The organism is Campylobacter sp. FOBRC14 (assembly GCF_000287855.1).
Taxonomy (GTDB): domain Bacteria; phylum Campylobacterota; class Campylobacteria; order Campylobacterales; family Campylobacteraceae; genus Campylobacter_A; species Campylobacter_A curvus.
This window is the reverse complement of record NZ_ALJJ01000014.1, coordinates 74,657-89,481: the sequence shown is the minus strand read 5'-3', so window position 1 is coordinate 89,481 and position 14,825 is coordinate 74,657. Positions and strand designations below refer to the sequence as shown.

The window sequence follows — 14,825 nt, the reverse complement described above, 5'->3', positions numbered from 1 at the left end:
TTTATGGATCTTGTGAATTACTTGAGCGTCGTGAGCGTCGCTTTTTTTAGCAGTTTTAGCCATTGCATCGGGATGTGCGGCGGCTTTTTGAGCCTGCAATTGCTCTTTTTAAGAAACAAAAATAAACCTCAAACGATCCTTTTACTAGCGCTTTATCATCTAGCCAGAATTTTAGCTTATGCCTTGCTGGGCGCGCTATTTGGGGCGTTTGGAGGAGCTTTGGCACTCTCAGGCACTTGGCGTGCGGCGATATTTTTCATCGTTGGAATTTTGCTCGTGGCACTTGGCGTTGCGCTTTGGGTCAGGGGCGGGCTTTTAAAACTCGTAGAAAACGATAAAATTTCAAAATTCATAGCCTCGTGCGCGCTTAATGTCGGTAAAACCCCCGGCCTTTTAAATTTCATCGCTCTTGGCTTTTTAAACGGCTTGTTGCCATGCGGAGTGGTGTATTATTTCGCGGCTATGGCGGTGGCTAGTATGTCGGCGCTAAACGGTGCGGCGATAATGCTCGTTTTCGGGCTTTGCACGATACCGGCGATGATGTCGGTCGCTCTGTTTTTTGGGCTGGTTAGTGAAAGATTTAAGCAAATAATGTTTAAAATATCATTAGTAATCATAATATCAAACGGAATTTATCTTACATTTTTGGGATATATGGCCAATGGATAATGTAAAGGCGAGATTTAGACAGTATCAAAATGCGATAGAAGAAAGCAATATCGTATCAAAAACCGATGTGAACGGCATTATTACCTTTGTAAACGACGAATTTTGCAAGATCAGCGGATACAGCAAAAATGAGCTCATAGGTGCAAACCACAACATCGTTCGCCACCCCGACGAGCCTGCGCAGAGGTTTAAAGAGCTTTGGGATACGATACTTGATAAAAAAGTCTATAAAACCATCGCCAAAAACCTGACTAAAGAAGGGCGAGTGATCTATCTAAACACGACAATCATCCCGATCCTAAATTTAAAGGGTGAGATAGAGGAATTTTTAGCGATCCGCCACGACGTGACTAAGGTCATCGAGCTAAACGAGCAGCTTTTAAAGGCGCAAGATGAGCTTAGAGCGCTAAATTTAGGACTTGAAGAGCGAGTGAGAGAGCAGACTAAGGAGCTTAGGCAGCTTAATGAAAATTTACAAGATATCGTAAAGACTGAGATCGCCAAAAACGAGGAAAAGACTAAAATTTTACTCGTTCAGTCCAGATTTGCCAGTATGGGCGAGATGATAGCAAATATCGCTCATCAGTGGAGACAGCCTCTAAACGAGCTTGGCATCGTACTTTTTAAAATGAAAAAGCTCGTCCAAGAGGGCGGGTCGGAATTTGAAAATTCCTACAACCGCTGTAAAAACATCATAAAAAATATGTCAAATACGATCGAGGATTTCAGGGGATTTTTCTCGGTAAATCAGCCAAATGAAAATTTCGGCCTTGAAAGCGTGGTAAAGGACTCGATCTTTATGATACAAGGCATGCTTGAAAAAGATGGCGTGCGACTAAATTTAGACTTTAAAGACGACGCTAAAATTTACGGCCACAAACGTCAGCTCGAGCAAGTCGTCATAAATTTGCTAAATAACGCAAGAGACGCGCTAAACGAGCGAAACGTGAAAGATAAGCGCATCGATATAAGCGTTTATAAGGAGGCTGGGCTCGGCGTTTTAAAAGTGCATGATAACGGCGGCGGGATAGAGGGCGACGTGAAGGATAAAATTTTCGAGCCTTATTTCACAACCAAGCATGCTTCAAGAGGGACTGGCATCGGGCTATATATGTCAAAGCTGATAATCGATAAATTTAAAGGAGCCATAGAGGTGATGAACGAAAACGGGGGAGCTTCATTTATACTAAAGCTTCCGTGCAAAGGAGAGGATGATGAGTAAAATTTTAGAAAATTTGACGATCTTGATCGTAGAGGATGAAAATGAGACCAGAAAACTCATGCAAGATGTCATGCAGGGCGAATTCGCCAAGATCGTGAGCGCACAAAACGGTGATGAAGGGCTGAAAAAATTTAAAAAATATAACCCAGATATCGTAGTCACCGATATAGCGATGCCTATATCCGACGGACTTGATATGGCTATGCAGATAAAAGAGATATCAAAAGATACGCCGGTAGTCGTGCTGAGCGCTCATAGCGAAAAAGAAAAGCTCCTAAAAGCCATCGATGTAGGTATAGACAAATATGTCATAAAGCCTATCGATATGGACGAGTTTTTGACAACGCTTGAGATAGTAGCCAAGAGCAAGATAGAGACCACGAATATCATTGAGATCGCAAACGGATATAGCTTCAACAAGATCAAACGCGTGCTCATCAGAGATGGCGTTGAGATCGCGCTGACTAAAAAAGAGCTCGCGTTCATCTCGCTTTTGATAAAGAGGCTTGGTACGCTTGTGCTGCATGATGAGATAAAAAATGTAGTTTGGGTCGGCGAAAACGTCACGGAAGCTGCGATAAGAACCTTTGTAAAGCGCGTGCGAGATAAGGTCGGTAGCGACTTCATAAAAAATATCCCGGGACTTGGCTATAAGATCGATATAAATTTATGACGTAGCTTAGAATAATATAAATTTATATCATTTAAGTTTCTTTATATAGTTAATATTTTAAAATAACGTCGATTATATTTTTGATTAATGCGAGATAAATAAGGAGGAATTTGATGCGACCGTCTGATATGCTGCATTATGACTACAGCGTGGCGAAGCTATTTATGTTTTCGACGATAATATTTGGCATTGTCGGCATGGCTATCGGCGTTATCATAGCCTTTGAGATGGCCTGTCCGGATATAAATCATATCGCCGGCGAATACTCGGCTTTTGGTAGATTGCGCCCGCTTCACACGAATGGCATCATCTTTGGCTTTATGCTTTCTGGTATTTTTTCTACTTGGTACTACATCGGACAGCGCGTTTTGAAGGTTTCGATGAACGAATCACCCTTTTTGATGTTTATAGGTAAATTTCACTTTTGGCTTTATATGCTCGTCATGGTAGTTGCCGTGGTGAGCCTTTTTGCCGGATTTAGCACCGCAAAGGAGTATGCCGAGCTGGAGTGGCCTATCGATATAGGTGTCGTGCTAGTTTGGGTGCTTTGGGGGGTCAGTATATTCGGGCTCATCGGGATTCGCCGCGAGAAGACGCTTTATATCTCGGTTTGGTACTATATAGCGACGTTCCTTGGCGTTGCGATGCTTTATCTTTTTAATAATATGGAAATTCCGACTCGTCTAGTCAGCGGATACGGTTCGTGGTTGCACTCGGTCTCGATGTATGCAGGCTCAAATGACGCGCTCGTTCAGTGGTGGTACGGACATAACGCCGTTGCGTTCGTCTTTACCGTCGCCATAATCGCTCAAATTTACTACTTTTTGCCAAAAGAGAGCGGTCAGCCGATATTTTCGTATAAATTATCGCTCTTTTCGTTTTGGGGGCTGATGTTCATCTACCTTTGGGCGGGCGGACACCATCTCATCTACTCTGCGACGCCTGATTGGATGCAGACGATGGGCTCGGTATTTTCCGTCGTCTTGATACTGCCGTCTTGGGGATCGGCGATAAATATCCTTCTAACGATGAAGGGCGAATGGACGCAACTTAGAGAGAGCCCGCTCATAAAATTTATGGTCCTAGCTTCGACGTTTTATATGTTCTCAACGCTTGAAGGGCCGATACTCTCGATAAAATCGGTCAATGCTCTCGCGCACTTTACGGACTGGGTGCCAGGTCACGTGCATGATGGCGCGCTTGGCTGGGTCGGCTTTATGATAATGGCTGCGATGTATCACATGACACCAAGATTTTTCAAACGCGAAATTTACTCAAAGTCCATCATGGAGGCGCAGTTTTGGGTGCAAACGACCGGCATCGTGCTGTATTTTGCCTCTATGTGGATAGCTGGTATCACACAGGGTATGATGTGGCGGGCGACTGACAGCTACGGTAGCTTGCTTTACTCTTTCATCGATACGGTCGTCGTTTTGATACCGTATTATTGGATAAGAGCGATCGGAGGACTGCTCTATCTCATCGGCTTTTTGATGTTCGTTTATAATATCTATAAATCCATGTCCGCGCCTAAAATAAGCGCGGAGCCTAAGAGCGCTTCGCCTATGGGCGCACGCGCCAGTGCGGAGGTGATGTGATGTTTGCTTGGTTGGAAAAAAATCCCTTCTTCTTTGCCGTGGGCGTTTTTATCGTCATCGCATACGCAGGCGTGATCGAAATTTTGCCTGATTTTGCAAATCGCGCCAGGCCGCTTGAGGGAGTGAAGCCGTATAGCGTTTTGCAGCTTGCCGGCAAAAACATATATATGCAAGATGGCTGTAACACCTGCCATTCGCAAATGATACGTCCGTTTAAGTCAGAGACCGATAGATACGGCATGTATTCGCTAAGCGGCGAATACGCATACGATCGCCCGCATCTTTGGGGCTCGAAGCGCACAGGCCCTGATCTAAAGCGCGTGGGCAACTACCGCACGACCGACTGGCATGAAAACCACATGAAAGAGCCGACTTCAGTCGTGCCGGGCTCGATAATGCCGACGTATGGGCATATGTTTAAGAAAAATGCCGACATCGATACGGCCTACGCCGAGGCGCTTACCGTCAAAAAGGTCTTTGGCGCACCTTACGATACGCAGGATATGCCCGCTCTTGGCACTTTCGAGCAAGCAAGCACCGCCGTGAAAGAAGAAGCCGGCGCGATAGTAGAGCAGATGAAAGATGAAGAGGTGAAAAAGGCCTACGAAAACGGCGAGATACGCCAGATAGTGGCTCTCATCGCCTATCTAAATAGCTTAAAATAGGAGCTAGAAATGGATATCAGAGAATTTCAAGCTTACGGATATTTTTTCTTCACCGTTTTTTTAGTGCTCGTTTTATACGGATATTTTTATCATCTTTACAAGTCCGAGCGCACGGGCAGGCGAGACTATGAGAGATACTCGAATTTAGCGCTAAACGATGAATTTGAAAGTGAAATTTTAGAGCGAAACAGCGACGAGAAAGGACGATGATGCAGTGGTTCAACCTACAAGATAATGTAAATTTACTCTCCTTGATCGGAGCGCTCGTCATCATTATTTTGACGATAGCAGTCGCCGGCAGATATGTCAGTCAGATGAAGGTGGCAAAAGACAGCGCCGCACCGCTTAGCGAGCACAGCTGGGACGGCATAGGCGAATACAAAAACGACGTCCCGCTTGGCTGGGCGATAGTGTTCGTGCTGACGCTAGTTTGGGCGATTTGGTATTATCTGCTTGGATATCCTTTGAATTCTTACTCCCAGATCGGCGAATACAACGACGAAGTCAAGGCGATGAACGCGAAATTTGAAAAAGAGTATGCAAACCCTGACGCAAAGACGCTTCACTCGATGGGCGAGGGCGTGTATCTGGTCCAATGCGCCGCATGTCACGGCATCACGGGCGATGGCATAAACGGCAAGGCTGCCGATCTAAAAATTTGGGGTAGCCAAAAGGCGATCTATGATGTCATCATGAACGGCTCAAAGGGACTTGACTACCCTATGGGCGAGATGCCAGGAGGGCTGGTTGATGAGGAGAGCGCCAAGGCCATCGCAGCCTACGTGGCTAAGGATATAAGCGGCATCAAACAAACGCCTAACGAGGATTTGGTAGAGACGGGCAAGGCGATGTTTGCAGCCTGTGCAGCCTGCCACGGCGAGGATGGCAAAGGCATGGACGGTATGAGCCCCGATCTTAGCAGATACGGCACCGCAGACTTTGTCGTGGATGTCTTGCAGCGAGGTAAAAAGGGCGCTATCGGCACGATGCCTAAATTTAGCGACGGTAGGCTAAATTCCGTGCAGCAAAAGGCCGTGGGCGAGTATGTTTTGTCGCTTTCAAGGGGAGAATGATGGAAAATACCAATAGAAACGTTTTTGCGTTAAACGGCCTGACCGGCATGCTCGTAGCGACCGCGCTTTTGCTAGTTATTTTGGCGGTCTTGACGTGCCTTGGGATATCGGCTCAAAAAGATGTCGCGACCAAACCTTACACGATACAAGATCCAAGTGGCATCCAGATGAAAAGTCTAGATAACGCCAAACACGTGAAGATAAAGGAGTAGTGATGCTTGGCATTTTAAAAAAAGCCATCGTCTTGTTGATAATCGCCGCCGCCGCTATCTGCGCGTGGTCGGTCTTGACGCCAAATCACCTTTTCGTCGGATGAAATTTGCTCCGGTTTTAGCGCTTATGTTTTGTGCGAATTTACTTTGCGCGCAAAATTTCGTGATAAATGACGATAAAATTTTAAGCGATAGAGTAAGCGCGAAGCTGCAAAGCATAGGCGAGGAGCTTTATGAAAAAAGCGGCATCGTTTTAAGCGTCGCAGCCTACGAAGATATCGGTGAAGAAGGGCTTAGCGAGCGAGCTAAAAGGCTAAATTTCAAAGCGCCTTATGCCCTTTTGATACTCGCCGTAAAGCCCAAAAAGATAGAAATTTTCGCCGATGAAGATACGCTAAAGCTCTTTGACAAAGAGCAGGTCTTAAGCCCTCATCCAGAAAGTGGCACGATACTGCCGATATTAGTCTCCAAAAACGGCAAAGACGTCTATAACGCAGCCATTTTAAACGGCTATGCCGATATCGCCGAGCAGATCGCGGCAAATTTAGGTATCACTCTCGTAAATGGGCTTGGAAATGCAAACAAAAACACGCTAAATTTCCTAAGAGCGTTGATATATGGCTTTTTAGCGGTCGTTGTTATTTTCATCATCTACAAAAAGCTAAGAGCGAAAAATGGCTGAGAAGCAAAAGAGCTTTTGGCCCTACGGCATCCTCTTAGCCATCGTCTTTTGCGTGGCTGCGTGCGTGGCGACCATCATCATCTCGCTAAATCACCCCGTACAGCTTGATAGCTTTTATATGGACAGATACCAAAACGTCGATGAAAACATAAACGAGATCAAGGCCGCTCAAGGGCGATTTGAGGAGAAATTTAGCGTAGGATTTGGCGGTGCTGAATTTAAAAATTTACAAGGTCGTTTTGAGTTTATGATCGCTTCAAAATCAGGCGAGCTCTCAAACCTAAACGCCAAAATTTTACTCACGCGTCCTGAAACGAACGAATTTAACAAAGAGCTTGGCTCTAGCTTTGAGGGGCAAATTTTAAAAACCGATGAAATTTCACTGCCAAAAGAGGGTAGATGGCAAATTTTGCTGAAGCTAAACGACGGCAACGATACGGGATTTTATAGATTCGACTTTAACGCCACGCGCTAAATTTATATCGATTTGGTGGGTTTTAATAAATTGGCTCTGTTACAATATTTCATTATTTCATTGATTTTTAGCCCTCAAAGCGAAGTCAAACCTTGCTAGCGAGCTTATCGCCGCCGATTTTTGCTTCACGCTATGCGTTCGCAACTACAAAGCAAAAGCGAAGTAAGCGTCAATGATTTATTAAACGGAGCCTAAAATTTTGCTATCATTTCGTAAATTTTAGGCATCGACGCCTTGCTAGAACAAAGTCAAAGAATATCAATGAAAGAAAATACGCTTTTTGTCTTTACCAACTCGCGCAAGATACGCAGTTTCAACGCTGCATTTGAAAACGGGCTCATCGCTAAGAGCATAACTATCGCGGAATTCGAGAAAAAAGCCGTTTTCGTAGCGGACAGGTTCGAGGCGGATGCGGCTTATTTACTTGTACTGATGCAACGCGCTTGTACCGCCGTCAAAGAGGCGAATTCGGTGCTAAAGATCCCGAACGAATTTTTCGCTTTTTTGAAAAACAACGACTATCTTTTCTCGTTTTTCAAAGAGCTAGCCATCAGTAAAAAGAGCGTCGCAGATATAAAATTTAGCGATATTTACGCTGATTTTGAGGAGCACCTATCTATCCTGCAGGCCGTGCTAAGCGAGTATAAGAGGCTGCTTGAGGCTGAAAATTTATATGATGACATCCTTTTGCCTGAAATTTACAGCCTAAATGAAAGCTATGTGAGAGGATTTGACGAGATCGTCATCGACATAGACGGCTTTTTGAGCGAATTCGAGTGGAAGCTTATTTTAAAGATTTCAAAGCTTGTTACGCTTAAGATCAGGTTTCAAACGAGTAAATTCAATCAAAAGCTGGTAGAAAAGATCTCGCAGATCTCTGGGCTAGCGCCGCAAAATTTCAGCTTGTATCAAAAATTCGAGCTAAATTTCAACGATATGTCGCTAACGCAAACGGACTGGGTAAATCGCCAAAATGTAGTGCAAGTGCGTGAATTTGGGCTTAGAAGCTTGCAGTGCGCTTACGTGATGGCAAAGGTGAGCGAGTTTGTCAAAGATGGCTTAAAGCCCGAAAATATCGTGGTTATCTTGCCTGATGAAAGCTTTAGCGAGATACTTAGGCTACACGATAGCGGTCGGATGTTCAACTACGCGATGGGCGAAAATTTAAAGCGAACGAAATTTTTTCAAATTTTAAGCCGCATCACGCGCACTATAAATGAGGAAATTTCGCCTGATTTTGACTATGAAAATGCGCAAAGCTACGATGAAGAGGGCTTTATCCTCGGCTTGTTGGGAGTGAAAAAGGAGCTTTTTGAGAGATTTAAAGCCGCTTACGAGCTGCCTTGCGAATTTGAGATGTTTGAAGGGCTCGTAAATGAAATTTTGGCCTTACAAGAGGACAAAAGAGTCGGCAAAAAGGTGCAAAACGAGCTTTTCATGCTCGGCAATCTAGCAAGATATTTTAAATTTAGTCTTAGGCAAATTTGCGAGATATTTTTGATGGGTCTATCTCGTCTTAGTCTCGATGATGTGGGTGGTGGAAAGGTTGGCGTGATGGGCGTTTTGGAGAGTCGCGGCATGCGATTTGACGGCGCCATTATCGTTGATTTTAACGACGAGCTGATACCAAAGCGCAGCATAAACGAGATGTTTTTAAACTCGCGCGTGAGAGAAAAGGCGGGGCTAATCAGCTACGCACAACGCGAAAATTTGCAGAGATTTTACTACGAGAGCCTCATAAACGGCGCAAAAAAGGTCGCTATAAGCTACGTTTCAAACGATGAGAGCATCGCCTCGAGATTTTTAAAGGAATTTAGCTTCGTTAAAGATGCGAGATTTAGCGACGAGGCCTATGCGAACTTGCTTGGCAAACCGGGCGTAGCGCTAAATTTAGAGCCTGAAGAGATCGTTTTGGAGCATGATTTTTTCGCACAGGAGCTATCGTTTTCGACTCTGAATTTATACCTTAGCTGCCCCAGAAAATACTACTACGCTAAAATCCTAGCCATCCCCGAGCCCAAAACTATCGGCACTGCGCCAGCTTCTAGGCTAGGCGAGGCCGTTCATAAGGCGCTTTGTGAGTATTATCAAGGTGAGTTTTTTAGACGCTCGCAGCGCTTTGACGTGACTGAGTTTAAAAAATGTCTTGGTAAATTCGCCCTCTCATCGCTTGAGTTTGAAATTTTGACTGTGAAATTCGACATTTACGCACAGTATGAAAACGAACGCCTAAAAGAGGGCGTCAGGGTGCTAGAATGCGAGAAAAACGTAAGCGGCGTGGAGTTTGAAGGCGTCAAGATAAGGGGCGTGATAGACCGCGTGGACGAGCTTTCGGGACAAAAGATGATAATCGATTACAAAAGCGGCAAATTTGAGGACAAATCGCTTCAGTTGCCGTTTTATCAAGCGCTTTTGGGCGAGCGCTGTGAGACGTTTTACTACGATCTAGGCGGTGAGATGACGCTAGTGCCCTCAAGATCGTCGCTTGAGGAGCTAAGAGCCACGATAGAAGGGCTAAAAAGCATAAACAAAACGAGGATAAATTTCGCCCCTAACCCCGGTCAGCAGTGCAGATACTGCTCGTATAAGATCCTTTGTAAAGGCGAGCTATGAAGCGGTATCTAGCCCTAAAAGCCAGCGCAGGAAGCGGCAAGACCTTCGCACTTAGCGTGCGTTTCATCGCGCTTATCTTAAGTGGTGCGAACATCGCCGAGATCGTGGCTCTGACCTTTACGAAAAAGGCCGCCAACGAGATGAAAGAGCGGGTGGTCGAGACCTTTTTGAACCTCGAAAAAAAGCCGAGCGAACTAGCCGCGATGCGCGAAATTTTAGAGCTTGGCGAGGATGAAATTTTAGCCCTTAGAGACGAGAGGATGGCTGATTTTTTACAAAGCGATCTTAAGATCGGCACTTTCGATTCGTTTTTTACCGGGATTTTACGCCAGTTTAGCCTAAATTTAGGCCTTAGTGCGGACTTTAGCGTAAGCAGCGATCTTACGAACCTGCAGCGTCAAAAATTTGTAGAAAAAATAAGCCGCGATCCATCGCTTTTGCGCTCCTTGGCTGAATTTATCGTGGCGGCGGAAAAGAGTCAAAACAGCTTTTTTGAAACGCTTGAGAGGTTTTATGAAAATTTTGACAGTGTAAATGCCGATAAAGACGCGAAATTTCCAAACGATGAGGCGGTGCGGACGGCATTAGGGAATTTGCTTGATTACGCCGTTTCAAACGGTGGCTCTCAAACGGCTCAGAACGCCTTTTTGCCGGGCTCGCCGGCTCAGATCGCTCAGCGCGGGTTTTTAGAGCACAAAAGCCTGGAATATAGGACATTTTCTAAAATTTACACACCGAAGCTAGATGAGCTCTTTGGCGAGCTAAAAGAGGCTTTAAGGAGCTATTTTAGGCAGTTTGAGGAGTATAAGCTAAATGAGCTGAACCGCTTTTTGGCTCTTTATAAAGAGGCCAAGCTCGAGCTTGACAAAGAGCAAAACAGCCTTAGCTTTAGCGATATAAACAGGCTTGCTTACGAGCTTTTGACTAAAAATATCGACAAGCAGATGCTTTATTTTAGGCTTGACGGGCGTATAAACCACCTCTTGATCGACGAATTTCAAGACACAAATGTGACGCAATACGAGATCATCTTGCCCCTCGTTGCCGAAATCGTCTCCGGATACGGCCAAAATGGGCTTGGAAGCTTTTTTTACGTGGGTGATACGAAGCAAAGTATTTATAGGTTTCGCGGCGGCAAAAAGGAGCTTTTTGATAAGCTAAAAGCCCAATTCACGCAGATCGCTAGTGACGGGCTCGATACGAACTACCGTAGCCTAAAGGGACTCGTTAAATTCACGAATACCGTTTTTAAAGATAAAATTTTAAATTTTATCGAGCAAAAGGCGTCCAAAAAAGATAATGAGAGGCTAAATTTCACCGTTAGCCAAGAGTGCGAGTATTTTGAGAGCGAGGCCGATGATCACGGCTTTTTAAAGGTCGTTAGTAGCGAAGATATCGTAAGTGGCGCAATTAGCGAGGTAAAAAATTTCATCCAAAACGGCGTAGAACCAAGCGATATAACCCTACTTTGCTGGAAAAACGAGGATATAAACAAGCTCGCAAACGCCCTTAGCGAGCAAGGCATAAATAGCGTGAGCGAGGGCAGTCTGGGTCTGCTCGCTAGTCCTTACGCCAGAGCGCTGGTAGAATACGCGAAATTTTGCCTTTTTGGCGATAAAATTTATAAATTCAACACCCAAGCTATAATCAAAGCAAATGCGCCTAGACTTGAGATAAGGGCTGAAAGTACGGCCTTTGAGAGCTTGCATTATCTAGCTATGAGGCTTGGTGTGGATACCTCAAACAGCGATGTTTTGAGGCTTTTTGAGCTAACGAGCGAGTATGAAAATTTAGCCGATTTCATCTTTAAGCTTGATAGCTTTGAGGGGCTTGCCATGCCAAAAAGTAGCCGGGGTGTGAAGATAATGACCGTGCACAAGTCAAAGGGGCTAGAATTTTCTCACGTCATAGTTTGCGATAAAATGGGTGCGGACAGGGCCGATACTTCAAGCTTTTTGGCTGAATACGACGTGAAAAACGGCTGGCAGATCATGCATAAGGTCAAGGGCAAGGAAAATTTCGACGAGGATTTTAGGACACTTAAAAATAGGGCCAAAGAGCTTGAAAAAGAGGAGGATATGAATAAAATTTATGTCGCCTTTACAAGGGCTACTCGCTCGCTAGTCGTCGTGAAAAATGCCGATCCCGGCGGCAGGAACCCGAGCTTTTTTAGCGCTTACGAGAAGAAAACGGGCGAGAGGGTCGAGTATCTTGATCTAAAGGATTTCACCTTTGGTAAAATTTTAGCCGATACGTCAACGCAAGCGCCAAAAGAAAATAGCGAAATTTTGCCTCAAATCGCACAGATCTCAAGACAGGAGACTCAAAGCACAGACAAGGAGGAAGGCACGAATTTAAGGGCGATCTATATCGGTCTGGCCTTTCACTACCTGCTTGAGATGGCGGCGAAATTTGACGAAGTCAGTCTGATCGCAGCTAGAGATTCCATGCAGAATAAATTTCATAAATTTTTATGTGCCGATGATTTGGATGATGTTTTTAAAAGAGGACTGAAGCTCATAAATGACGCTAAATTCAGAGAATTTACGGATGCAAAAGAGATATATAAAGAGCAGCCGTTTAAATTTCAAGGGGCATTGAGGCAGATCGATCTGCTTTGTGTGGGCGAAAGCGAAATTTGCGTCATAGACTACAAAAGCTCGGATAAAAATATCGATGAAAATGTGTTTCAAGTAAGTGAATATAAAAAAGCAATCGCTGAATTTTATCCGAATTCGAGCGTCCGTGCGGTGATTTTTTATGCGCTTAGGGATAAAATTTCATATATCGAAGTTTAAATAATACTTAATTTAAGCTATATATAAGTCATCTTTAAATAAAATCACACTTCAAAAATTAACTTGGCAAAGGTAAGAAAATGACAAAAATAACAAAGCCAAACGAAGTTAAGCGAGAGTGGATCGTGCTTGATGCGTCTGGTAAGCGTTTTGGTAGATTGCTGACTGAAGTTGCGACTATACTTCGCGGCAAAAACAAACCATGCTTTACTCCAAACGTTGATTGCGGCGATTACGTCATCATCATAAACGCTTCAAAGGTAGAATTTACAGGCAACAACAAAGCTGAAGACAAGCTTTATCACAGACATTCAGGATATTTTGGCAGCGTAAAGAGTGAGAAATTTGGCGATCTGATCGCAAACAAGCCTGAGAAGCTCTTCAAGCTTGCCGTTCGCGGAATGCTTCCAAAAACAAAGCTAGGCAGAGAGATGATAAAAAAACTAAAAGTTTATGCTGGCAGTGAGCATCCTCACACAGCACAAATCGCTAAAAAAGAAGGAAAATAATAATGGCAAAAGTTTATGCAACAGGTAAAAGAAAAACTGCCGTAGCGAAGGTTTGGGTAAAATCAGGAAGCGGGAAAATCGTAGTAAACGGAATGGATCTTAACACTTGGCTCGGCGGACATGAAGCGATAAAGCTAAAAGTCGTTCAGCCGCTATTAGTCACGAAGCAAGAGAGCTTGGTAGATGTTACCGCTACGACATTAGGCGGCGGATATTCGGCGCAAGCTGAGGCTTTAAGGCACGGGATCTCGCGCGCTTTGGCGGCTATGGACGCTGACTTTAGAGCGGCTTTGAAACCAAAAGGCTTACTAACTCGCGATGCACGCGTCGTCGAACGTAAGAAATTCGGTAAGAGAAAAGCAAGACGTAGCCCGCAATTCTCAAAACGTTAATGTGTTTTTGCAAAATTCCAAGCGCTTTTTGCTTGGGTTTTGCGAGTTGAAATTTTGGAAGTTCGTATTTTAGGTATTAAACTATAATTTACAGATAGTTTATAAAATTTTTGTTACAATAACGATTGTCTTTCATAAAAGAAAATTTATTAAAGAAAGGAATTCTATTATGAAAAAGATTGCTTTAGCTATGGTAGCTGCAACTGCACTTTTTGCATCTAATGCAGCATACAACTACGAAGTTACTCCAACTGTTGGCGGAGTCCACCCAGAAGGTAACCTTGGTATCAACGATCATGTGACTGTCGGTATTAGAGCTGCTAGAAACCTTGAGAATATATTCTTCGATCAATTAGAGCTTGGCGTTGATTATACTCATAAGGCAAAAGAAACAGTAAATGGCGTATCAAGAGAGGGACGCGCACTTAGATATCACGTAAATCTTGTAAAAGATATATTCAACTTCACTGATGCTTTTGGCGTTTATGGCCTTCTTGGCGTTGGATACGAGGATCTTCCAAAACAATTCGTAGACAATGAAGACGGTGGCTTTGGTCAATACGGTCTTGGACTAAGATATCAAGTCACTGATAGATTTGCTCTTAAAGCTGAGGCTAGAGACGCTATCAAATTTGAGCATGCAGACCATAACCTATTCTACTCACTAGGATTTGGCATCGGTCTAGATTCAAAAGCCGCTCCTGTGGTAGCTGCAGCTCCTGTTGCGACTGTTACAGAGGTCGTTATTCTTGATGATGACAATGACGGCGTGCCAAACGATATCGACAAATGCCCTAATACCCCGGCTGGTGTCGTAGTAGACGAGACAGGTTGCGAGAAAGTTATCATTCTTAGAGACTTAGACGTAAATTTTGCGTTTGACAGCTATAAGGTTGGACCGAGTTATGCTGCCGAGATCAAAAAAGTTGCCGACTTTATGGGAGAACACCCAGAATATAGAGTCGTTCTTGCGGGACATACTGATAGCGTAGGTAAAGAGGCTTACAACCAAAAACTATCCGAGAAAAGAGCGAAAGCTGTCGCTGAAGTCCTTGAAGGATACGGCGTAGAGAAGAAAAAGATATCTACTATCGGATATGGCGAGCTTAGACCTATCGCTACAAACAGCACAAAAGAGGGTCGCGCTCAAAATAGACGTGTCGAAGCTACTTTCAATAAGTAATTCACTACTCATTCAACTAATCACGGGGCTTGGCTTAGGTCAAGCCCTTTTTTATTTGTAA

16 protein-coding genes are annotated in these 14,825 nt (G+C 44.2%); all 16 read left to right on the top strand.

The window, feature by feature from the left end; translation table 11 throughout:
• The first annotated feature begins 3 nt into the window (after nt 1–3).
• The 16 genes from HMPREF1139_RS07135 to HMPREF1139_RS07065 all read left to right on the top strand — a co-directional run bounded on the left by HMPREF1139_RS07135 (nt 4) and on the right by HMPREF1139_RS07065 (nt 14,764).
• Nucleotides 4–669, top strand: coding sequence for a sulfite exporter TauE/SafE family protein (locus HMPREF1139_RS07135; RefSeq protein WP_034966304.1), 666 nt, complete (start codon nt 4–6; stop codon nt 667–669).
• Nucleotides 662–1,891: a PAS domain-containing sensor histidine kinase gene (locus HMPREF1139_RS07130; protein WP_009650756.1), complete on the top strand. Its 1,230-nt coding sequence runs from the start codon at nt 662–664 to the stop codon at nt 1,889–1,891. The genes HMPREF1139_RS07135 and HMPREF1139_RS07130 overlap by 8 nt, the downstream gene beginning before the upstream one ends.
• Complete coding sequence (locus tag HMPREF1139_RS07125; RefSeq protein WP_009650656.1) at nt 1,884–2,564, top strand: response regulator transcription factor; 681 nt, start codon at nt 1,884–1,886, stop codon at nt 2,562–2,564. Before HMPREF1139_RS07130 ends, HMPREF1139_RS07125 begins: the two co-directional genes overlap by 8 nt.
• 113 nt (nt 2,565–2,677) lie before the next feature.
• Complete coding sequence (gene ccoN, locus HMPREF1139_RS07120; protein WP_009650757.1) at nt 2,678–4,162, top strand: cytochrome-c oxidase, cbb3-type subunit I; 1,485 nt, start codon at nt 2,678–2,680, stop codon at nt 4,160–4,162.
• Complete coding sequence (gene ccoO / locus HMPREF1139_RS07115; protein WP_009650729.1) at nt 4,162–4,827, top strand: cytochrome-c oxidase, cbb3-type subunit II; 666 nt, start codon at nt 4,162–4,164, stop codon at nt 4,825–4,827. Before ccoN ends, ccoO begins: the two co-directional genes overlap by 1 nt.
• A gap of 9 nt (nt 4,828–4,836) precedes the next feature.
• On the top strand, nt 4,837–5,037 hold the full coding sequence (locus HMPREF1139_RS07110; protein ID WP_009650665.1) for a cytochrome c oxidase, cbb3-type, CcoQ subunit: 201 nt from the start codon (nt 4,837–4,839) through the stop codon (nt 5,035–5,037).
• Nucleotides 5,037–5,900, top strand: coding sequence for a c-type cytochrome (locus HMPREF1139_RS07105; protein WP_009650755.1), 864 nt, complete (start codon nt 5,037–5,039; stop codon nt 5,898–5,900). Before HMPREF1139_RS07110 ends, HMPREF1139_RS07105 begins: the two co-directional genes overlap by 1 nt.
• Nucleotides 5,900–6,112, top strand: a complete 213-nt coding sequence (locus tag HMPREF1139_RS07100; protein WP_009650715.1) for a DUF4006 family protein — start codon at nt 5,900–5,902, stop codon at nt 6,110–6,112. Before HMPREF1139_RS07105 ends, HMPREF1139_RS07100 begins: the two co-directional genes overlap by 1 nt.
• Before the next feature lie 2 nt (nt 6,113–6,114).
• Nucleotides 6,115–6,216: a hypothetical protein gene (locus HMPREF1139_RS11880; RefSeq protein WP_018137494.1), complete on the top strand. Its 102-nt coding sequence runs from the start codon at nt 6,115–6,117 to the stop codon at nt 6,214–6,216.
• Entirely contained in the window at nt 6,213–6,794 is a 582-nt protein-coding gene (locus HMPREF1139_RS07095; protein ID WP_009650680.1) for a hypothetical protein, read from the top strand. The genes HMPREF1139_RS11880 and HMPREF1139_RS07095 overlap by 4 nt, the downstream gene beginning before the upstream one ends.
• Nucleotides 6,787–7,269 carry a 4-hydroxy-3-methylbut-2-en-1-yl diphosphate synthase gene (locus HMPREF1139_RS07090; RefSeq protein ID WP_009650710.1) on the top strand — a complete coding sequence of 161 codons (483 nt, stop codon included), beginning with the start codon at nt 6,787–6,789 and terminating at the stop codon, nt 7,267–7,269. Before HMPREF1139_RS07095 ends, HMPREF1139_RS07090 begins: the two co-directional genes overlap by 8 nt.
• 261 nt (nt 7,270–7,530) lie before the next feature.
• A complete protein-coding gene (locus HMPREF1139_RS07085; protein WP_009650742.1) occupies nt 7,531–9,882 on the top strand; it encodes a PD-(D/E)XK nuclease family protein in 2,352 nt (783 codons plus the stop codon).
• Nucleotides 9,879–12,680, top strand: a complete 2,802-nt coding sequence (locus tag HMPREF1139_RS07080; protein WP_009650734.1) for a RecB-like helicase — start codon at nt 9,879–9,881, stop codon at nt 12,678–12,680. Before HMPREF1139_RS07085 ends, HMPREF1139_RS07080 begins: the two co-directional genes overlap by 4 nt.
• A gap of 80 nt (nt 12,681–12,760) precedes the next feature.
• Nucleotides 12,761–13,189, top strand: coding sequence for a 50S ribosomal protein L13 (gene rplM, locus HMPREF1139_RS07075; RefSeq protein WP_009650679.1), 429 nt, complete (start codon nt 12,761–12,763; stop codon nt 13,187–13,189).
• A 2-nt stretch (nt 13,190–13,191) separates the two neighbouring features.
• Nucleotides 13,192–13,581 carry a 30S ribosomal protein S9 gene (gene rpsI / locus HMPREF1139_RS07070; protein WP_009650750.1) on the top strand — a complete coding sequence of 130 codons (390 nt, stop codon included), beginning with the start codon at nt 13,192–13,194 and terminating at the stop codon, nt 13,579–13,581.
• A 169-nt stretch (nt 13,582–13,750) separates the two neighbouring features.
• Nucleotides 13,751–14,764, top strand: a complete 1,014-nt coding sequence (locus HMPREF1139_RS07065) for an OmpA family protein (protein ID WP_009650658.1) — start codon at nt 13,751–13,753, stop codon at nt 14,762–14,764.
• Nucleotides 14,765–14,825: the final 61 nt, after the last annotated feature.